Origin of the sequence: Streptomyces nanhaiensis, from assembly GCF_046614825.1 — a bacterium.
In the GTDB taxonomy this organism is placed as follows: Bacteria; Actinomycetota; Actinomycetes; order Streptomycetales; family Streptomycetaceae; genus Streptomyces; species Streptomyces radiopugnans.
In genome coordinates, this window is the sequence record NZ_JBKJFM010000020.1 from 21,983 (window position 1) to 42,328 (window position 20,346).

At 69.6% G+C, this 20,346-nt stretch carries 19 protein-coding genes; 10 read left to right on the forward strand and 9 right to left on the reverse strand.

All coding sequences use genetic code 11. The features are described from left to right. Window positions 1-32: 32 nt before the first annotated feature. From murJ to trxA, 6 genes are all read left to right on the forward strand, one after another. Window positions 33-2,288, forward strand: a complete 2,256-nt coding sequence (gene murJ / locus ACLIYP_RS07990) for a murein biosynthesis integral membrane protein MurJ (RefSeq protein WP_412712441.1) — start codon at window positions 33-35, stop codon at window positions 2,286-2,288. Between the two features lie 130 nt (window positions 2,289-2,418). Continuing rightward, complete coding sequence (locus ACLIYP_RS07995) at window positions 2,419-4,176, forward strand: protein kinase family protein (RefSeq protein ID WP_412712442.1); 1,758 nt, start codon at window positions 2,419-2,421, stop codon at window positions 4,174-4,176. Between the two features lie 55 nt (window positions 4,177-4,231). Further along, window positions 4,232-4,963 carry an RNA polymerase sigma factor SigM gene (sigM, locus tag ACLIYP_RS08000; RefSeq protein ID WP_412712458.1) on the forward strand — a complete coding sequence of 244 codons (732 nt, stop codon included), beginning with the start codon at window positions 4,232-4,234 and terminating at the stop codon, window positions 4,961-4,963. Next, complete coding sequence (locus ACLIYP_RS08005) at window positions 4,960-5,928, forward strand: anti-sigma factor family protein (protein ID WP_412712443.1); 969 nt, start codon at window positions 4,960-4,962, stop codon at window positions 5,926-5,928. Before sigM ends, ACLIYP_RS08005 begins: the two co-directional genes overlap by 4 nt. 128 nt (window positions 5,929-6,056) lie before the next feature. After that, window positions 6,057-7,058: a thioredoxin-disulfide reductase gene (trxB, locus tag ACLIYP_RS08010; RefSeq protein WP_412712444.1), complete on the forward strand. Its 1,002-nt coding sequence runs from the start codon at window positions 6,057-6,059 to the stop codon at window positions 7,056-7,058. 36 nt (window positions 7,059-7,094) lie between these two features. After that, a complete protein-coding gene (gene trxA / locus ACLIYP_RS08015) occupies window positions 7,095-7,424 on the forward strand; it encodes a thioredoxin (protein WP_101253988.1) in 330 nt (109 codons plus the stop codon). Between the two features lie 66 nt (window positions 7,425-7,490). Here trxA and ACLIYP_RS08020 read toward each other — a convergent pair whose 3' ends face one another. The 9 genes from ACLIYP_RS08020 to rpmH all read right to left on the reverse strand — a co-directional run bounded on the left by ACLIYP_RS08020 (window position 7,491) and on the right by rpmH (window position 13,804). Then, a complete protein-coding gene (locus ACLIYP_RS08020; RefSeq protein ID WP_412712445.1) occupies window positions 7,491-8,108 on the reverse strand; it encodes a GNAT family N-acetyltransferase in 618 nt (205 codons plus the stop codon). Between the two features lie 65 nt (window positions 8,109-8,173). Then, window positions 8,174-9,286, reverse strand: a complete 1,113-nt coding sequence (locus tag ACLIYP_RS08025) for a ParB/RepB/Spo0J family partition protein (protein WP_412712446.1) — start codon at window positions 9,284-9,286, stop codon at window positions 8,174-8,176. Then, window positions 9,283-10,356 carry a ParA family protein gene (locus ACLIYP_RS08030; protein ID WP_412712447.1) on the reverse strand — a complete coding sequence of 358 codons (1,074 nt, stop codon included), beginning with the start codon at window positions 10,354-10,356 and terminating at the stop codon, window positions 9,283-9,285. The genes ACLIYP_RS08025 and ACLIYP_RS08030 overlap by 4 nt, the downstream gene beginning before the upstream one ends. A 250-nt stretch (window positions 10,357-10,606) precedes the next feature. Continuing rightward, entirely contained in the window at window positions 10,607-11,338 is a 732-nt protein-coding gene (gene rsmG, locus ACLIYP_RS08035; RefSeq protein WP_093657133.1) for a 16S rRNA (guanine(527)-N(7))-methyltransferase RsmG, read from the reverse strand. Further along, a complete protein-coding gene (locus ACLIYP_RS08040; protein ID WP_093657131.1) occupies window positions 11,335-11,832 on the reverse strand; it encodes a Jag family protein in 498 nt (165 codons plus the stop codon). Before ACLIYP_RS08040 ends, rsmG begins: the two co-directional genes overlap by 4 nt. A gap of 11 nt (window positions 11,833-11,843) precedes the next feature. Then, on the reverse strand, window positions 11,844-12,944 hold the full coding sequence (yidC, locus tag ACLIYP_RS08045) for a membrane protein insertase YidC (RefSeq protein WP_412697485.1): 1,101 nt from the start codon (window positions 12,942-12,944) through the stop codon (window positions 11,844-11,846). Window positions 12,945-12,956: 12 nt separating this feature from the next. After that, window positions 12,957-13,244, reverse strand: coding sequence for a membrane protein insertion efficiency factor YidD (gene yidD / locus ACLIYP_RS08050; RefSeq protein ID WP_093657129.1), 288 nt, complete (start codon window positions 13,242-13,244; stop codon window positions 12,957-12,959). Next, on the reverse strand, window positions 13,241-13,633 hold the full coding sequence (gene rnpA, locus ACLIYP_RS08055; RefSeq protein WP_412697482.1) for a ribonuclease P protein component: 393 nt from the start codon (window positions 13,631-13,633) through the stop codon (window positions 13,241-13,243). The genes yidD and rnpA overlap by 4 nt, the downstream gene beginning before the upstream one ends. 33 nt (window positions 13,634-13,666) lie before the next feature. Continuing rightward, on the reverse strand, window positions 13,667-13,804 hold the full coding sequence (gene rpmH, locus ACLIYP_RS08060; RefSeq protein WP_003956500.1) for a 50S ribosomal protein L34: 138 nt from the start codon (window positions 13,802-13,804) through the stop codon (window positions 13,667-13,669). A 379-nt stretch (window positions 13,805-14,183) separates the two neighbouring features. On the opposite strand from rpmH, the gene dnaA reads away from it, so the two are divergent. The 4 genes from dnaA to recF all read left to right on the forward strand — a co-directional run bounded on the left by dnaA (window position 14,184) and on the right by recF (window position 20,327). Beyond that, window positions 14,184-16,010, forward strand: coding sequence for a chromosomal replication initiator protein DnaA (gene dnaA / locus ACLIYP_RS08065; RefSeq protein ID WP_412712448.1), 1,827 nt, complete (start codon window positions 14,184-14,186; stop codon window positions 16,008-16,010). 897 nt (window positions 16,011-16,907) lie between these two features. Continuing rightward, window positions 16,908-18,038, forward strand: a complete 1,131-nt coding sequence (dnaN, locus tag ACLIYP_RS08070; RefSeq protein WP_394635540.1) for a DNA polymerase III subunit beta — start codon at window positions 16,908-16,910, stop codon at window positions 18,036-18,038. A 211-nt stretch (window positions 18,039-18,249) separates the two neighbouring features. Continuing rightward, window positions 18,250-19,185: a phosphogluconate dehydrogenase (NAD(+)-dependent, decarboxylating) gene (gnd, locus tag ACLIYP_RS08075; protein WP_412712449.1), complete on the forward strand. Its 936-nt coding sequence runs from the start codon at window positions 18,250-18,252 to the stop codon at window positions 19,183-19,185. A 20-nt stretch (window positions 19,186-19,205) separates the two neighbouring features. Continuing rightward, a complete protein-coding gene (gene recF / locus ACLIYP_RS08080) occupies window positions 19,206-20,327 on the forward strand; it encodes a DNA replication/repair protein RecF (protein ID WP_412712450.1) in 1,122 nt (373 codons plus the stop codon). Window positions 20,328-20,346 lie beyond the last annotated feature (19 nt).

Here is a 20,346-nt window from a genome sequence, read left to right on the forward strand (position 1 = left end):
ACGGCCGCGGACGATGAGGTGGGGTTGCAGCGATGAACGCGCCGTACGACCGTGACCGCGGTGATGCACCCGGCGGCGAGGGCCCGGCCGCTCCGGGCGGCCAGGACGCGCAGGAGCGGTACCCGTACCGGCAGTACCCGTACGGCCGGAACACCTCACACCCCGCCCCTCACGGCACCCACGGGCAGGGCGGCGACTCGGCGACCGTGCGCTTCACGGGCGTGGACGACATGCTGAACAGGGGGGCGCAGGAGGACGGAGGCCGCACACGCGACGACGCCTTCGCCCACCTCTTCCACGACCAGCAGGCGTCCCCGTCCCAGGAGCACCGGCAGCAGTACCAGCCGCCCGGGCAGTCGGCCGGGCCCCAGGGACAACCGTACGAGCAGGACCGGCCGTACGAGCGGCACCAGGCCTCGGCACCGTACGGACCGCAGGAACCCTACGCACCGCGAGAGGCCCAGGGGGCCCAGAGGGCCCAACCGCCGTACGGACAGCAGGAGGCCTACGGGCAGCCCCCGCAGCCCGGCCCGCAGCAGCCTCCTTCCCCCGCCGTCTCCGCGCCCCAGCCGCCACCGCCACCGCAGTCGACGGCGGAACCGGAGGACGCCACCGCGGGCCCGCCTCCCTCGACGGCGGGCAAGGCCTCCCGCAGGGGCGGCGGCATACTGAAGTCCAGCGCCATCATGGCTGCGGGCACGATGGTCTCCCGGCTCACGGGTTTCGTCCGCACCCTGGTGATCACCGCCGCACTCGGCGCCGCGCTCCTCGGTGACGCCTACACCGTGGCGTACACGCTGCCGACGATGATCTACATCCTGTCCATCGGCGGCGGTCTGAACTCCGTCTTCGTGCCACAGCTCGTACGCGCCATGAAGGACGACGAGGACGGTGGCGAGGCGTACGCCAACCGCCTCCTCACCCTGGTCATGGTCGTCCTGGGCGGCCTGGTCGCCCTCACCGTGCTGGGCGCGCCGCTGCTGGTCCGGGCGCTGTCCGTGCAGATCGCCGACGACCCGGACGCCAACAACGTGGCGGTCACCTTCGCCCGTTACTGCCTGCCGACGATCTTCTTCATGGGCATCCACGTCGTCATGGGCCAGATCCTCAACGCCCGGGGCCGCTTCGGCGCGATGATGTGGACCCCCGTCCTGAACAACATCGTCATCATCACCACCTTCGGCCTCTTCATCTGGGTGTACGGCACCGCCCGGACCTCCGGCATGAGTGTGGAGACGATCCCGCCCGAGGGGGTTCGGCTCCTCGGCGTCGGCACCCTGCTGGGTCTGGTCGTCCAGTCGCTGGCGATGATCCCGTATCTGCGCGCCACCGGCTTCCGCATCCGCCCGCGCTTCGACTGGCGCGGCCACGGCCTGGGCAAGGCAGCCCGCCTCGCCAAGTGGACCTTTCTGTTCGTCCTGGCCAACCAGGCGGGAGTCCTGGTCGTCACCCAGCTCGCGACCTGGGCGGGCAAGGCCGCCGACGCCGACGGCCACCCGGGCACCGGAATCCTCGGCTACAGCAACGCCCAGCTGATCTGGCAGATGCCGCAGGCCATCATCACCGTGTCGGTGATGGCCGCTCTGCTGCCGAGGATCTCCCGAGCCGCCCACGACGACGATCCGGCCGCCGTCCGCGACGACATCTCGCACGGGCTGCGCACCTCGGCCGTCGCCATCGTGCCCGTGGCCTTCGCCTTCGTGGCCCTCGGTGTACCGATGTGCCTGCTGATGTACTCCTCCGCGACCGTCGACGCGGCCACCTCGATGGGTTACATCCTGATGGCCTTCGGCCTCGGCCTGATCCCCTACTCCGTGCAGTACGTGGTCCTGCGTGGCTTCTACGCATATGAGGACACCCGCACCCCCTTCTACAACACGGTGATCGTGGCCGCCTGCAACGCCGTCGGCTCCGCGCTGGCCTTCCTGCTGCTGCCCAGCCACTGGGCGGTCGCCGGAATGGCCGCCGCCTACGGCCTCGCCTACGCGGTCGGTGTGGGCGTCGCCTGGAAGCGGCTCCGCAGGAAGCTGGGCGGCGATCTGGACGGCCCTCGCATCGTGCGCACCTACGCCAGGCTCTGCGGCGCCGGCATCCCGGCCGCCCTGGCCGGCGGCGCGATCGCCTACGTCATCGTCCGGGCCCTCGGCCCCGGTGTCGTCAGCGGCGCCGCGGCCCTGGCCGCGGGCGGTCTGGTGCTGGGTGCGGTCTTCGTTCTGGCGGCCCGGCGTATGCGGGTGGAGGAGCTGACCGCCATGATGGGCATGGTCCGCGCGAAGCTCGGCCGCTGACGGCCTTCCGGGGTCCGTCGCACAACCTTCGGCCCCACCCGTGTGTCGTGCACAGCGGCGGACTGTGGGCACAATTGTCTCTGGCTGTGTTGGGAAACAGGCTGCAACGGATGGGGAGGCAGGAGCGACGGTGGCGGAACGGAGCACGGCTGCCGTCGACGTGGCCGACGAGAGCGGCGGGACGGACGGCAAGGACAAGCCGTCGTCCACCGCTGTCGAGCGGACCACGGCCGACGGTTCCACGGATCACGACGGCGATGACGGCGCAACGGCGGACGTCCCCGGCGCCTCTGATACCACCGACGCGGTGACACCGGCGTCCCAGGCATCCCAGTCCCCGCAGCCGCCAGAGCTGCACAGCGGTCACAAGCTCGCGCGGCGCTACCGCCTGGAGGAGTGCATCACCCGCCTGGACGGCTTCAGCAGTTGGCGAGCCGTCGACGAGAAACTGCGCCGCGCCGTCGGCGTCCACCTCCTCACAGCCGACCACCCCCGCGCCCGGCCGGTCCTGGCCGCCGCCCGCTCCGCAGCCCTCCTCGGCGACCCCCGCTTCGTGCAGGTCCTGGACGCGGTCGAGGAGAACGACCTCGTCTACGTCGTCCACGAGTGGCTCCCGGACGCCACCCCCCTCACAGCCCTCCTCGCCTCCGGCCCGCTGCCCACCCACGAGGCCTACCAACTCGTCACCCAGATCACCCAGGCGATGGCCGCCGCCCACCGCGAGGGCCTGGCCCATCTGCGGCTGACTCCCGGCTGCGTCCTGCGTACCGCCTCCGGCCAGTACCGCATCCGCGGCCTCGCCGTGAACGCCGCCCTGCGCGGCATCACCTCCGACCACCCTCAGCGCACCGACACCGAGGCGATCGGCGCCCTGCTCTACGCCTCCCTCACTCATCGCTGGCCGTACGGCGAGGACGCCTACGGCCTCAGCGGCATGGCCGAGCTGACCGGCGACTCCCTCGTCCCCCCGGACCAGGTACGTGCCGGGGTGCACCGCGGGCTCTCCGAGCTGGCCATGCGCGCGATGGTCAACGACGGTGCCACCGCCTCCCGCCAGGAGCAGCCCTGCACCACTCCCGAGGAGCTGTCCAAGGCGATCGCCGCGCTGCCGCGCATCAGGCCGCCCGAGCCCGAGTTCACCGCTCCGTCCCCCTACCAGAGCCCCGGCTACCGGCAGGGGAGCTACGGCGGTCCCGCCACCCGTCCCCCCGCAGGGCCCGTCGGCGCACCCACCGTGGCGGCGCCGACGGCACCTCCCGCACTGCCCGGCCGTGCCGGCAAGGTGTTGAAGTGGAGTGTCTCCGCTCTGCTCATCGCCGCTCTGGGGCTGGGGAGCTGGCAGTTGGCCGACACCCTCCTGAACGGCGGCGAGTCTCCGGCACCGAACCCCGGACAGAGCGGTATCGAGCAGCAGAAGCAGCCGGAGACCGCTCCCACGGGCAGGCCGGTCGAGATCTCCCTCGCCAAGGACTTCGACCCGTTCGGTAGCGACCCTTCCGAGAACAGCGACCGGGTCGGCGATGCGATCGACGGTGATGCCGGCACCTTCTGGCAGACCATGTACTACAACAACGCGAAGTTCGGGAATCTCAAGGACGGAGTGGGGCTGATCCTCGACCTGGGCGAGTCCCAGCAGATCAGCACCGTCAAGGTCGCCTTCAAGGGCGGCACCTCCGTCGACTTCCTGGCGGCGGACGAGGACACCGCGCAGATGCCCGGCTCGCTGAACGGCTTCAGCAAGGTCAGCAGCGGCTCCGGAACCGACGTGGAGCTCAAGGCCAAGAAACCGATCAGGACACGGTACGTCCTGGTCTGGCTCACCGAACTCCCCCTGACCGAGGAAGGCAACTACCGTGGCCGCATCACGGAGGTCAAGGTCCTCAGCTGACCTGCCACCCGTGGAGACTGCGGATTGAGGAGGGGATAGGCGGGTGGGCGACAAGGTGACGGGCGGCGCCGTCGACGGCGCCGGGGACACGAACGGTCCCGGCGGTGCCGGCAGAGTCGACGACCGGGAACTCCTCGCCCGCCATGTCGCCGGCGATCCGCACGCCTTCGGTGAGATCGTACGCCGCCATCGCGACCGGCTCTGGGCCGTCGCCCTGCGTGTTCTGAGGGACCGGGAGGAAGCCGCCGACGCCGTCCAGGACGCTCTCGTCTCCGCCTACCGGAGTGCCCACACCTTCCAGGGCCGGTCCGCCGTCACCACCTGGCTGCACCGCATCACCGTGAACGCCTGCCTGGACCGCGCGCGCAAGGCGGCCAGTCGCCGCACCTCGCCGATCGCCGAACCCGAGCGCCTGGAACAGCTTCTGGAGCCGCACGAGTCCGCCGCCGTACCCGCCGAGCGCCGGGATCTCCACCGTCAGCTCATCGCCGCGCTCTCCCAACTCCCACCGGAGCAGCGGGCGGCACTCGTCCTCGTCGATATGCAGGGCTATCCGGTCGCCGAAGCGGCCCGCATCCTCAACGTCGCCGTCGGGACCGTCAAGAGCCGTTGCGCCCGGGGCAGAGCCCGGCTGCTGCCGCTGGTCGGCCATCTACGCTCGGAGGGTCCAGCTGGAGGAAGCCGGACGGACACCGGTAGAAGGAACCGGACACAGGGGGCATCCGTCCCACCGGCAAGAGGTAAACCAGGAACCGGGGCCGTGAAGGGCGGAGGTGAGCACGCATGACGTCCATGTCTTCCGCGTCGTTCGGCGCTGATGGGCATCCCGAGGTCGACGAGATCTCCGACCTCACCGAAGGGCTGCTCTCCCCGGAACGCTCGGCCGATGTACGCGCCCATCTGTCAGGCTGCGCGCTGTGCGCAGACGTGCGGGCGTCCCTGGAGGAGATCCGCAACACGCTGGGCACCCTTCCGGAGCCGGCCCCGATGCCATCCGATGTGGCAGGCCGCATCGACGCCGCCCTGGCCGCCGAGGCTCTGCTTGATGCCTCCCGTCCGTCCGGCAGGGAAAGCCGGGGCGCTTTCCCCTCGACATCTCCGGTGGATGCACCGAGCGCTGTTTCACGTGAAACGGTCCGCTCCGGTCGGCCCTCCGACCGCTCTGCCGGCCGGCCCGCAGGCCGACCGCAAGGCACCAGGGGCCCGGGGCGGGCCGATGGCAGGCGACCGCGTCGCTGGCGCACCGCTTTGCTCGGCACCGCAGGCGCTGCAGCCCTCCTCACCCTTGGCGCAGTCTTCCTGCCAGACATGGGAGGAAGCTCCTCCGGAGGCATGGACAAGAGTGCGGCCTCTGATGCGGGCGCACAAAGCGACCGGAGCGATCAGGCTCTGGAGGCCCGCGTACGGTCTCTGCTGGCCGACAGCAAACCGGGGAAGCCGGAACAGGAGAGTCAGGGGAGTCTGAAAGAGACGGACCCCGGCTCTCCCGACTTCAGCCTCAAGGCGAGCCCCGGTTCTCCGAGCGCACCCGCGGCCACCATGCCGCAGTGCATCCGTGAGGGCGTCGACCGCGACGAGGCGCCCCTGGCCGTCGGTATGAGTGACTACGAGGGGCGCCAGGCGTACATCGTGGTCCTGCCGCATGAAGCCGACGGCTCCCGGGTGGACGCCTATGTGATCGACGCCGACTGCGTCGGCAAGGTGCCTCCCACCACAGGCACGGTGCTGACCATTCGCACCTACCCTCGCTGAGCGGTCCGCGCGCGCAATACCACGGCCGGGAATGCCTGGCTCCTAGGATTCGTTGGGTGGGGTAAGCCTCCCCGAGGCGATGCTCCAGACAGGCATCGGTAAACCCATCGGCAGACAAGGAAGACTCCGTGAGCGACGTCCGCAACGTGATCATCATCGGCTCCGGGCCGGCGGGATACACCGCAGCGCTCTACACCGCCCGCGCCGCCCTGAAGCCGCTGGTCTTCGAAGGCTCGGTGACCGCCGGCGGCGCGCTGATGAACACCACCGAGGTGGAGAACTTTCCCGGCTTCCGCGACGGTGTCATGGGCCCGGACCTGATGGACAGCATGCGCGCCCAGGCCGAGCGGTTCGGTGCCGAACTGGTCGCCGACGACATCACCGCCGTCGACCTCGAGGGCGAGATCAAGACCGTGACCGACTCGGCCGGTACCGTCCACCGGGCCCGCGCCGTCATCGTCGCCACCGGCTCGGCCTACCGCAAGCTCGGTCTGCCCCGGGAGGAGGAGCTGTCCGGCCGCGGGGTGTCCTGGTGCGCCACCTGCGACGGGTTCTTCTTCCGCGGACAGCACATCGCGGTGGTAGGCGGCGGCGACACCGCCATGGAGGAGGCCACCTTCCTGTCGCGCTTCGCCGAGAAGGTCACCGTCGTCCACCGCCGCGACACCCTGCGGGCGTCCAAGGCGATGCAGGAGCGGGCCTTCGCCGACAACAAGATCGAGTTCGTATGGAACAGCGAGGTGGCCGAGCTGCACGAGGACGGCGGCAAGCTGTCCGGGGTGACCCTGCGCGACACCACCACCGGTGCCACCTCCCGGCTGCCGGTGACCGGGCTGTTCATCGCCATCGGTCACGACCCGCGCAGCGAGCTGTTCCGCGGCCAGCTCAACCTGGACGGCGAGGGCTACCTGACCGTCGACGCGCCGAGCACCCGCACCAACATCCCCGGTGTCTTCGCCGCCGGTGATGTGGTCGACCACACCTACCGCCAGGCCATCACCGCCGCCGGCACCGGCTGTGCGGCCGCCCTGGATGCCGAGCGCTACCTGGCCGCCCTAGTCGACGCGCCCGAGAAGCACCACGCCGAGCCGGAGAAGACCGGCGAGGCCGCGGCCGCCGCCGCCCTCTGAGACCACCGTCACCACCCCTACCCGAGGAACAAGGAGATCGTTATGGCCACTGTGACCGCCACCGACGCCACCTTCGAGGAAGTCGTCCTCAAGAGCGACAAGCCGGTTCTGGTTGACTTCTGGGCGGCCTGGTGCGGTCCGTGCCGTCAGATCGCCCCGTCGCTGGAGGCGATCTCGGAGGAGCAGGCCGACAAGCTCACCATCGTCAAGCTCAACATCGACGAGAACCCGGCGACGGCCGCCAAGTACGGGATCATGTCCATCCCGACGATGAACGTCTACCAGGGCGGCGAGGTCGTGAAGACCATCGTCGGCGCCAAGCCCAAGGCCGCCATCGAGCGCGACCTGGCCGACTTCATCGGCTGACGTTTCACGTGGAACGGGCCCGCCCCTTCTCGGGGCGGGCCCGTCGCCTTTCTGCCACCACAGTAATCACAACGGTCTGAGGGCGGGCTCCTTCTGCACCGCCCCCAGCAGTCGGTCGATCGCCAACTCCACATCCTGTTTCCAGGAGAGAGTCGTACGCAGCTCCAACCTCAGCCTGGGATAGGCGTAGTGCGGCCGGACCGTCTTGAAGCCCACAGCGAGAAGATGATCGGCGGGGAGCAGACAGGCGGGCTCCTTCCAACGAGCGTCCCCGAACGCTTCGACCGCCTTGAACCCTCGTCTCAGTACATCCTTGGCCACGGTCTGCACCATCACCCGGCCCAATCCCTGCCCCTGATACCCGGGCATCAGCCAGGCCGTGATCAGCTGTACCGCATCCGGCGAGACGGGACTGGTGGGAAAAGCCGTCGAGCGCGGCACATAGGCAGGTGGCGCGTACAGCACGAAACCCACCGGTACATCGTCGACGTAGACAAGCCGCCCGCAGGAGCCCCACTCCAGCAGCACCGCCGATATCCAGGCTTCCTTCTCCAGCTCGGGTCGGCCCGCCTTCACCGCGGCATCACCGCTGACGGGGTCGAGTTCCCAGAAGACGCACCTGCGGCAACGCTTCGGCAGGTCCGGCAGGTTGTCCAGGGTGAGCGGAACGAGTTGACGCCCCATGGAGACATGGTATCCATGGGGCGTCGTACAGCGATGTTCTTGGCCGTGTCCTCGGGTCCTCGGAATCACTCGCCGCTTTCGTCGTCTCCCTGGGTGAGCTGCTGCTCCAGGAGCTGGTTCTCACCAGGCGCGAACTGACTCAGAATCCTCTCCAGATCCTCCATCGAGGCGAACTCAACGACGATCTTCCCCTTCTTCTGCCCAAGATCCACCTTGACCCGGGTCTCGAAGCGGTCCGAGAGGCGGCTCGCCAGATGGTCCAGCGCGGGGGAGACCCGCTTGCCGGCCCGTGGCCCCCGAGCCCTGCTCTTCCCCTTCGGCTTGGTGTCCATCAGGGTCACGATCTCCTCGACCGCCCGCACCGACAGCCCTTCGGCCACGATGCGGTGGGCAAGACGGTCCTGCTCCTCTGAGTCCTCCACCGACAGCAGGGCACGCGCATGCCCTGCTGAGAGCACCCCGGCCGCCACACGGCGCTGCACCGACGGCGAGAGACGCAGCAGCCGGAGCGTATTGGAGACCTGAGGACGCGAGCGGCCGATACGATCCGCCAGCTGGTCATGGGTGCAGTTGAAGTCCTTCAGCAGCTGGTCGTAGGCCGCCGCTTCCTCCAGAGGGTTCAGCTGCGCCCGGTGCAGATTCTCCAGCAGAGCATCCAGAAGAAGCTTCTCGTCCTCCGTGGCCCGGACGATCGCCGGAATCCGTTCCAGGCCTGCTTCCCGGCAGGCCCGCCAGCGCCGCTCCCCCATGATGAGCTCGTACTGCTCCGGGCCCGTCTGCCGAACGACCACCGGCTGCAGAAGGCCCACTTCCTGGATGGAAGTCACCAGCTCTGCCAGAGCGTCTTCGTCGAACACCTCGCGCGGCTGCCGAGGGTTGGGGGTAATCGCGTCAACAGGCACTTCGGCGAAGTGGGCACCTGCCGCCTCACCGCCCACGGCGTCGCCCATGGCGTCGGTTTCACGTGAAACGCCGCTGCCGTGCTGCCCATCACCATCGGGCAGGCTGGTCACCTTGGCGGCCGCCACACCACGCCCCGGGGTCAGCACCGGAACAGCGGTCGGCGAAAGCGCGCCGTTCTCTCCCACCACCGGGCTGACACTGTCGTCCGGCCCCGTCGGCGCTGCGGGAATCAGCGCGCCGAGTCCTCGACCCAGGCCTCTACGTCGTTCCGTCACTGAGTCCCCTCCACCATGTGCTGTTCCTGCTGCTTGCCGGCGCCTCGCAGCGCGATCTCCCGGGCCGCCTCCAGGTAGGAGAGCGAACCGCTGGAACTCGGATCGTAAGTGAGTACCGTCTGCCCGTAGCTGGGCGCCTCCGAGATGCGCACCGACCGCGGGATATTGGTCCGCAGGACCTCCTTGCCGAAGTGTCCTCGCACCTCCTCCGCCACCTGGGAGGCCAGCCGAGTACGGCCGTCGTACATCGTCAGCAGAATCGTCGAGACATGGAGCTTGGGGTTGAGGTGTCCCTTCACCAACTCGACGTTCCGCAGAAGCTGCCCCAGACCTTCGAGCGCGTAGTACTCGCACTGGATCGGGATGACCACCTCCGCGCCGGCAACCAGCGCATTGACGGTCAGCAGACCGAGCGAGGGCGGACAGTCGATGAAGATGTAGTCCAGCGGCTGCTCGTAGGCGGAGATCGCCTTGTGCAGCCGGCTTTCCCTCGCCACCAGCGATACCAGCTCGATCTCCGCACCGGCGAGATCGATCGTGGCCGGGGCACAGAAAAGCCCCTCCACCTCCCTTACCGGCTGGACGACGTCGGAGAGCGGCTTGCTGTCCACCAGAACGTCGTAGATCGACGGCACCTCGGCGTGGTGGTCTATCCCCAGGGCGGTGGACGCGTTGCCCTGCGGGTCCAGGTCGATCACCAGGACCCTGGCGCCATGGAGGGCCAGAGATGCGGCGAGGTTGACCGTGGTCGTGGTCTTGCCCACTCCGCCCTTCTGGTTGGCGACTACCATCACCCGGGTCTCCTCGGGCCTGGGAAGGCCCTCACCGGCACGGTTCATCGCCTCGACCGCCTGCTGAGCGGCACGGCCGACGGGGGCGGAGACATCCCCTTCGTACCGGGGGGAGGCGTCCATCGGAGGCGGTGTCTCACTCATCGTTTCACGTGAAACATCCGCCGTTTCAGAACGGGGACCCGGGACCGGATCGGTCATCGGTCCCGCGATATGGCCGTCGGACCGCAACGGTTCACTCTCCTCGACGTCAGGCTCGCAATGAGAAGAGCCTGCCATGCTCTCCCGGTCGGGAACCAGCGAGCCCCGCTCACCTGTGGACGAATCCACCTCTGAGCGGGGCTCGGATGGGTCTGACGCGTCAGCCGCGCGCCCTCGACGGATGAATCCATGCAGAAAGCGACGTTTCACGGGAAGCACGATGCATCCACGCCCGCCCCCGTTCGTGACGACACTCCGCATGACCTGTCTTTGGCGACTCTACGGAGTAACGGAATTCCTCATAGGAGGCACCGTCGACCTCCGGAAATCACCGTCGGCGGCGCGCGCTCCGGGAGCGTCCCGTCCTGGCGGCCTTCGCCCTCTTCGCTGCGAAGCGCACTCCACCCGGGCTCTCACCGACCTCGACGCGCACCACGGTGGCCGCCGGCTCCACCAGGCCCTCACCGATACGGAGCACCGAGGAGTCCACCGCGCCGAGCTTCTGAAGCGCGGACCGCGCAGCCTTCAGCTCCTCTTCGGCCGTGTCTCCCTTGAGAGCCAGCATCTCGCCGTACGGCCTCAGCAGCGGTACGCCCCAGCCGGCGAGCCGGTCCAGTGGAGCCACGGCCCGGGCCGTCACCACATGCACAGGAGGGAGCGAGCCAAGAACCTCCTCGGCCCGGCCCCGCACCACCGACACATGGTCCAGTCCCAGCAGCTCGACGATCTCCTGAAGGAAGGTCGTACGCCGCAGCAGCGGCTCCAGCAGCGTGATCTTCAGGTCCTGCCGGACCAGTGCGAGCGGAACACCCGGCAGGCCGGCGCCGGAGCCGACGTCGCAGACCGTCACTCCGTCGGGCACGACCTCGGAGAGCACCGCGCAGTTCAGCAGATGGCGCTCCCACAGCCGGGGCACCTCGCGCGGCCCGATCAGCCCGCGCTTGACCCCGATCTCCGCCAGCAGTTCCGCGTACCGGACGGCGTCGTCGAAGCGGTCACCGAAAACCTCCCGCGCCACCTCGGGCGCGGGAGGAAGGGGCGACGACACGGCGTCCGTCACGGCAGCACGACCACGCAGCGCTGCGGCTCCTCGCCCTCGGACTCGCTGCGCAGCCCCGCCGCGGCCACCGCGTCGTGCACCACCTTGCGCTCGAAGGGCGTCATCGGCTTCAGCTTCACCGGCTCGCCGGTGCGCTGCACCTCCTTGGCCGCCTTGGTGCCCAGCGCCGACAGTTCCTCGCGCTTGCGGGCCCGGTAACCGGCGATGTCCAGCATCAGCCGACTGCGGTCGCCGGTCTCGCGGTGCACCGCGAGCCGCGTCAGCTCCTGCAGGGCCTCCAGCACCTCGCCGTCCCGGCCTACGAGCTTCTGCAGGTCCCGGCTGTCACCGTCGCTGATGATCGACACGGCGGCGCGGTCGCCCTCGACGTCCATGTCGATGTCGCCGTCGAGGTCCGCGATGTCGAGGAGCCCCTCGAGATAGTCGGCCGCGATCTCACCCTCCTGCTCAAGGCGGGTCAGGGTGTCGGTGCCCTCTGCGGTCGTGTCCGTCACGAGTGGACTCCTTACTTCTTGGACGGGTGCTTGGGACGCTGCGAGCCCTTGCGCTGCCCGGGCTTCTTCTTGGACTGCTGCCCGGGCCGCGCCGACGGGGAGTCCTCGGAGGCCTCCTTGCTCAGCGAGGTCTTCTGCCCGGCCGCCTTCTTCGCCTTGGCATCCGCCTCCGCCTGGGCCGCGGCGGCCTGGCGCTGCGCCTTGGTCATGCGCTTGGGCTGCTGGCGGTTGGCCCGGGCGGCCTCGACGGCCTTCTTGGCCTCGACCTCCGCCGGGTCCTCCTTGAGCTTGCCCTTGGCCCGCAGCTTCTCCTGACGCTGCTTGTAGGCCAGCGATCCCGGCGTCGGGTTGCGCTTGATGATGTACATCTGCTGCCCGAGGGTCCACACGTTGGTGGTCAGCCAGTAGACGAGGACACCGACGGGGAAGTTGATGCCGAAGACGGCGAAGATGATGGGGAAGACGTACATCAGCATCTTCTGCTGCTGCATGAACGGCGTCTTCACCGTCAGGTCGACGTTCTTGGTCATCAGCTGGCGCTGCGTGTAGAACTGCGACGCCGACATCAGCAGGATCATGATGACCGTGACCACACGCACGTCGGTCAGCGTGGCGTGCAGCGCCTCGACCTTCTCGGCGCTGTCCATGAACCGGGCCGCGATCGGGGCGCCGAAGATGCTCGCGTTACGGGCGCTGTCCACCAGCCCCGCGTCCATGACACCGACCGGCTGATTGTTCGCGATCTTGTTCAGCACCTGGTAGAGCGCCAGGAAGAACGGCGACTGCGCGAGAATCGGAAGGCAGCTGGAGAGCGGGTTGGTACCCGTCTCCTTGTACAGCTTCATCATCTCTTCCGACTGGCGCTGCCGGTCGTTCTTGTAGCGCTCCTGGATCGCCTTCATCTTCGGCTGGATCGCCTGCATGTTCCGCGTCGCCTTGATCTGCTTCACGAAGAGCGGGATCAGGGCGATGCGGATCACGATCACCAGCGAGACGATGGACAGACCCCAGGCCCAACCGCTGTCCTCGTCGAACGCGAGGCTGTACAGCTTGTGGAACTGGACGATGATCCAGGAAACAGCGGTATAGAGAGGACCGAGGATCGTGTCGATCGTGTCCACGAGTCAGGCTCCTTGGGCATTGGACTGGGACCGGTGCTGCCAGCGGTCACGCATCCGCTGGTGCCAGACCGGATGCTTCCGGGCGGGAACGTGGTCGACCCCGCCGGGCGACCACGGATTGCAGCGCAGAATGCGCCAGGCGGTCAGCGCCGTCCCCTTCACCGCGCCGTGCCGTCGGATGGCTTCGTAGCCGTAGTGCGAACACGACGGGTAGTACCGGCACACCGGACCGAGCAGCGGGCTGATGGTCCACTGGTACAACTTGATCAACCACAGCAGCGGGTATTTCACGACGGGCCTCCAAGCAGCCGCTGCAGTGCGGTGTCCAGATCGCGGGCCAGCCTGTCGTGGTCCGCCTCGCCCGCACCGGGCAGCGCCCGTATGACCATCAGGCTACCGGGCGGCAGGACGTCAAGCCTCTCCCGGACCAGATGACGCAGTCGCCGCTTCACACGGTTGCGAACCACCGCGTTGCCCACTGCCTTGCTCACGACGAAACCCGCACGCGCCGGGGGAACGACTCCCTCGGCGGCGTGCGGGTCCGTACGCTCCCCGGATTCGCTCCGGGGCGACGCCCTGCGCAGATGGACGACGAGGAACGGGCGTCCGGCCCGGCGTCCTCGGCGTACCGCGGCCGCGAAATCCTCGCGCCGCCTCAGCCGGTTCTCGGTGGGCAGCACGTCACGGATCCGCGGTCTGACTTACCGGGTCGGTCAGGCCGACAGACGGGCGCGGCCCTTGCTGCGGCGGGACGCGAGGATCGCGCGGCCGGCACGGGTCCGCATGCGCAGCCGGAAACCGTGGGTCTTCGCACGACGGCGGTTGTTCGGCTGGAAGGTGCGCTTGCTCACTCGGGGCTCCAGGAATGCTTGTGTCTCTCACGAGACGTGTGGGGCGCCGACTGGCTGTCACCGTGCGCCCACGAGTAGCTCGCAACGCCCGAGTGCACCGCTTCTATGATCACCAGGATCTTGCCCATCGGAGGCAGGCGGCAGCAGCCATCGACAACTCGACCTGGTTACGGTACGCGCGCCCGCACCATCAGGTCAAACCAGGGCCGGCCGGGGGGTTCTGTACACAGCCTGTGGACAACGACTTGAACCACGCACGCCGCGCTGACTACCGTGGCCGAACTTCCGTTTCCTCCCGACCGTCCCAAGCACCACACATGGGTGGGACTGTCGAAGGCCGAACGAACCCACCCAGCGAGTGAGTGAGAGAGCGTGCCCCGTGGCTGACCTACCTGCCGATCTTGCCGCAGTGTGGCCACGCGTGCTGGAACACCTCCTCGCCGACGGCCAGGGAGTGGAGGCCAAGGACCAGCGGTGGCTCAAAGACTGCCAGCCCCTGGTGCTGGTCTCCGGCACCGCGCTGCTCGGCGTGCCCAACGAGTACGCGAAGGGCGTACTGGAGGGGCGGCTCTCCCCGCTGATCACCGACGCGCTCAGCCGCGAGTGCCAGCAGCCGATCCGTCTCGCGATCACCGTCACGGGGCCGGTCCCCGAGCACCAGGCCCCGGCGCCCCCCGCTCCGCCGGCCTCCCCGGAGCCGCCGCAGCACCGCCGGCCGGCACCGCACCAACAGCCGCCGCTGCACTTCGACGAACCGCACTACGACGCTCCGCAGCACGGCGGCCGGCACGCCCGGCAGCACGGCCCCCAGCACGGTGGTCCCCAGCACGAGGACCGGCAGCAGGAACTCGAGCTGCCCAGCGCACGACCCGCGTACCCGGACTATCCGCACGCCCCCCAGCAACACCAGCACCAGCCGGGCGCCTGGCCCCGCCCCCAGGACCCCGACGCCTGGCAGCCGCCGCGCGACCCGTACCAGTCGCAGAGCCCGTCGTACGAGCCGCCCTCCTACGACGGCCGGCACCGCGCCTCCCCCTACGACCAGCCGCCGGTGCCGCGCTACGACGGCGCCCGGGGCACCGGCCGCCCCGACCCCCAGCACCTGCCCGCGCCCAGCGGCGCCCCCGGCCCGCTCGCCGCGCAGCCCGCGCCCGCGACCGGCCCCGGTGAGCCGACGGCCCGGCTGAACCCGAAGTACCTCTTCGACACCTTCGTCATCGGCGCCTCCAACCGCTTCGCGCACGCCGCCGCGGTGGCCGTGGCCGAGGCGCCGGCCAAGGCGTACAACCCGCTGTTCATCTACGGTGAGTCCGGGCTGGGCAAGACGCACCTGCTGCACGCCATCGGGCACTACGCCCGCAGCCTCTACCCGGGCACCCGGGTGCGGTACGTGAGCTCGGAGGAGTTCACCAACGAGTTCATCAACTCCATCCGCGACGGCAAGGCGGACGCGTTCCGCAAGCGCTACCGCGACATGGACATCCTGCTGGTCGACGACATCCAGTTCCTCGCGAGCAAGGAGTCGACCCAGGAGGAGTTCTTCCACACCTTCAACACCCTCCACAACGCCAACAAGCAGATCGTGCTCTCCTCCGACCGGCCGCCCAAGCAGCTGGTGACCCTGGAGGACCGGCTGCGCAACCGCTTCGAGTGGGGGCTGATCACCGACGTCCAGCCGCCGGAGCTGGAGACGCGCATCGCGATCCTTCGGAAGAAGGCCGTCCAGGAGCAGCTGAACGCCCCGCCGGAGGTGCTGGAGTTCATCGCCTCGCGGATCTCGCGCAACATCCGCGAGCTGGAGGGCGCGCTGATCCGGGTCACGGCCTTCGCCAGCCTCAACCGGCAGCCGGTCGACCTGGGCCTGACGGAGATCGTGCTGAAGGACCTCATCCCCGGCGGCGAGGACGCCGCCCCGGAGATCACCGCGGCCAACATCATGGCGTCGACGGCCGACTACTTCGGGCTGACGGTGGACGACCTGTGCGGCTCCTCGCGCAGCCGCGTCCTGGTCACCGCCCGGCAGATCGCCATGTACCTGTGCCGCGAGCTGACCGATCTGTCGCTGCCGAAGATCGGCGCCCAGTTCGGCGGCCGGGACCACACCACCGTCATGCACGCCGACCGCAAGATCCGCGCGCTGATGGCCGAGCGGCGGTCCATCTACAACCAGGTCACCGAGCTGACCAACCGCATCAAGAACGCCTGACGCGGCCGCGGGCCTGTGCGGCCGGCACAGCGCCCTCGGCGCCGGTCGCACGGGCCCGCGGCCGGTCGCACAGGCCACAAGCAGGCCCGCAGCAGGCCGCACGGACAGTGAGAAGCCCCCGGGAGCCGTCTCCCGGGGGCTTCTCACTGTTCGAATCCACAGCCCGGACGAAGAGTGATCCACAGATTCACCGACTTTCTTCCGTCCACACGCTGGGGAGCATCGGGTTGTCCCGATAGCGTCCACAGGCACACCGCTTGATGATCGAATGGGCCTGGTCAGGTGCCTGGGGATCTGTGGTCAGAAGTTTTCCACAGGCTGTGGACCGTGATTCCGCCCACAAGCGGCAGATCGGATTGTCCACTGCCCGCCCACAGCCCCGGCCGCGTTGTGCACAGCTTTCACCAGCTTCTCCACAGGGCTGTCCACTGTTCGACAACATGGCGCGCGATGTCACCGGTCCGTGTGAAAGGCGTCACACGGAGGGGCTGGGTTGGACTGTTGAGAAGGTGGGTAAAACTGTGGGCGGCCCTGGGGAGAAGTCCCGGACCGCTGTGCACGGGATGTGCAGAACTTTCCGGCGTCCACAGGAGCCCCCTCTCCGTCCACGTCCCCACCCACAGGGCCGGTGGACAAAACTTCCGGCCTGACCTGCGCGGATCGAGTTATCCCCGGTTTCCACAGGCCCTACTACTACGACCACGGAGATAAAGAGCGGACTTCGATCGGAAACGGGCCCTGTGCACAACTCGGCCCGACCGGGCTGCGCGTTCCTCCCCGCGACTTGACCCCGACCCGACCCGGCTGTCAGCCGGGTGCGTCAGACTGGTCCCCGGCGACAAGCCGACGACGAAGACCAGCAAGGCGAGCAGCCAGCAACAGCGGGAGGCGGCTTAAGTGAAGATCCGGGTGGAGCGCGACGTCCTCGCGGAGGCGGTGGCCTGGGCCGCCCGCAGCCTGCCGGCCCGGCCCCCGGTGCCGGTCCTCGCGGGGCTGCTGCTGAAGGCCGAGGAGGGCTCGCTGAGCCTGTCCGGCTTCGACTACGAGGTCTCGGCGCGGGTCTCGGTGGAGGCAGACGTGGAGGAGGACGGGACGGTCCTCGTCTCCGGCCGCCTGCTGGCCGACATCTCGCGGGCCCTCCCCAACCGCCCGGTGGAGATCTCCACAGACGGTGTACGGGTGAGCGTCGTCTGCGGATCCTCGCGGTTCACGCTCCACACACTGCCTGTGGAGGAGTACCCGGCGCTTCCCCAGATGCCGAGCGCGACCGGCACGGTCCCCGGCGAGGTCTTCGCCGCCGCCGCGGCCCAGGTCGCCATCGCGGCCGGACGCGACGACACCCTGCCGGTGCTCACCGGCGTGCGGATCGAGATCGAGGGCGACACGGTCACCCTGGCGTCCACCGACCGCTACCGCTTCGCGGTCCGCGAGTTCCTGTGGAAGCCGGAGACGCCGGACGCCTCCGCGGTGGCCCTGGTCCCGGCCAAGACGCTGCTGGACACGGCGAAGTCCCTCAGCGGCGGTGACAACGTGACGCTGGCGCTGTCGGGCTCCGGCGCGGGCGAGGGCCTGATCGGCTTCGAGGGCAACGGACGGCGGACCACGACGCGGCTGCTCGAGGGCGACCTGCCGAAGTACCGCACGCTCTTCCCGACGGAGTTCAACTCGGTCGCGGTGATCGAGACGGCTCCCTTCGTGGAGGCGGTCAAGCGCGTGTCCCTGGTGGCCGAGCGGAACACCCCGGTGCGGCTCACCTTCGAGCAGGGCGTCCTGATCCTGGAGGCGGGATCCAGCGACGACGCACAGGCTGTGGAGCGGGTGGACGCCCAGCTGGAGGGCGACGACATCTCGATCGCCTTCAACCCCGGTTTCCTGCTGGAGGGCCTGAGCGCCATCGACGCCCCGGTCGCGCAGCTGTCCTTCACCACCTCGACCAAGCCCGCGCTGCTGAGCGGCAAGCCGGCGACGGACGCGGAGGCGGACGAGGCGTACAAGTACCTGATCATGCCGGTGCGCCTGTCGGGCTGAGGCCGGGGAGCCGGAGGGCCGCTCCTCACGGGCCTCGGCGGGCCGGTGCTCCGGTGTGCCGGCGCGGCAGCCGGGCCGGGGCGGCGGGGGCGGTTTGCGGGCTCCGACCGCGCGCATACGAGCGGAGTGTGCCCGCAGTTGTGCGCCACCCCCTCCGTCGTAGGCTCGTACCCGGGTACGCAACACCAGGACACCGAAGAAAGGCCCCCTGATGGAGCTCGGTCTCGTCGGTCTCGGCAAGATGGGCGGCAACATGCGCGAGCGCATCCGCCGCGCAGGCCACACCGTCGTCGGATTCGACCGCAACCCGGACCTCGCCGACGTCCACAGCCTCGAGGAGCTCGTGGACTCGCTCAAGGCTCCGCGGGTGGTGTGGGTCATGGTCCCGGCCGGCGGCCCGACGCAGTCGACCATCGACGCACTGGGCGAGCTGCTCTCCCCCGGCGACGTGGTCGTGGACGGCGGGAACTCCCGCTGGACGGACGACGAGCGGCACGCCGAGGAGCTGGCGGCCAAGGGCATCGGCTTCGTGGACTGCGGCGTCTCCGGCGGTGTGTGGGGCCTGGAGAACGGCTACGCGCTGATGTACGGCGGTGACGCCGAGCACGTGGCGAAGGTGCAGCCGGTCTTCGACGCCCTCAAGCCGGAGGGCGAGTTCGGTTCCGTGCACGCCGGCCGGGTGGGCGCGGGCCACTTCGCGAAGATGGTCCACAACGGCATCGAGTACGCGATGATGCAGGCCTTCGCCGAGGGCTGGGAGCTGCTGGAGGCGGCCGAGGCCGTCACCGACGTCCGCGAGGTCTTCCGCTCCTGGCAGGAGGGCACCGTCATCCGCTCCTGGCTGCTGGACCTGGCCGTCCGCGCGCTGGACGACGACGAGCACCTGGGAGCGCTGCGCGGCTACGCGGCCGATTCCGGCGAGGGCCGCTGGACGGTGGAGGCGGCGATCGACCACGCCGTGCCGCTGCCGGCGATCACCGCGTCGCTGTTCGCCCGCTTCTCCTCGCGCCAGGACGACTCGCCCCAGATGAAGATGATCGCCGCGCTGCGCAACCAGTTCGGCGGCCACGCGGTGACCGCCGCGGCCGGCGCCGAGAAGGGCGCCGACGCGCCGGGCGCGGACGTCGAACCGCCCGTCGGCGGCTGACCGGCCCCGAAGCGGATCCGATGCACGTCACGCATCTGTCGCTGGCCGACTTCCGGTCCTACGCCCGGATCGAGGTTCCGCTCGATCCGGGCGTCACCGCTTTCGTCGGTCCGAACGGCCAGGGCAAGACCAATCTCGTCGAGGCGGTCGGCTATCTCGCGACGCTGGGCAGCCACCGGGTCTCGTCCGACGCGCCGCTGGTGCGGCAGGGCGCCGACCGCGCGGTGGTGCGGGCGGTGGTGCGGCAGGGGGAGCGGCAGCAGCTGGTGGAGCTGGAGCTGAACCCGGGGCGGGCCAACCGGGCGCGGATCAACCGCTCCTCGCAGGTCAGGCCGAGGGACGTGCTGGGCATCGTGCGCACGGTGCTGTTCGCCCCGGAGGACCTGGCGCTGGTGAAGGGCGACCCCGGGGAGCGCCGCCGTTTCCTGGACGAGCTGGTGACGGCGCGCTCGCCGCGGATGGCGGGGGTGCGGTCGGACTACGACCGGGTGCTCAGGCAGCGCAACACCCTGCTGAAGACGGCGGCGATGGCGCGCCGGCACGGCGGGGGCTCCGGTGGCGGGGCGCTGTCCACCCTGGACGTGTGGGACCAGCATCTGGCCCGTGCCGGGGCGGAGTTGCTGGCGCACCGGATGTCGCTGGTGGCGGCGCTGGGGCCACTGGCGGACAAGGCGTACGAGCGGCTGGCCCCGGGCGGCGGGCCGGTGGTGCTGGAGTACCGCTCGCCGGTGGAGGGCGGTACGCGCGAGGAGCTGTACGAGGGGCTGCTGGCCGCGCTGTCCGGGGCGCGCCGCCAGGAGATCGAGCGCGGTGTGACGCTGGTGGGTCCGCACCGCGACGATCTCGTGCTGAGGCTGGGGGAGTTGCCGGCCAAGGGGTACGCGAGCCACGGGGAGTCGTGGTCGTACGCGCTGGCGCTGCGGCTGGCGTCGTACGACCTGCTGCGCGGTGAGGGCAACGAGCCGGTGCTGATCCTCGACGACGTCTTCGCCGAGCTCGACGCCAGGCGGCGGGAGCGGCTGGCGGAGCTGGTGGCGCACGGCGAGCAGGTGCTGGTGACGGCCGCGGTGGAGGAGGACGTCCCCGAGCTGCTGGCGGGGGCGCGGTACGCGGTCGGCGACGGGGAGGTGACCCGGCTGTGAGGCGGGAGGATCTTCCGGA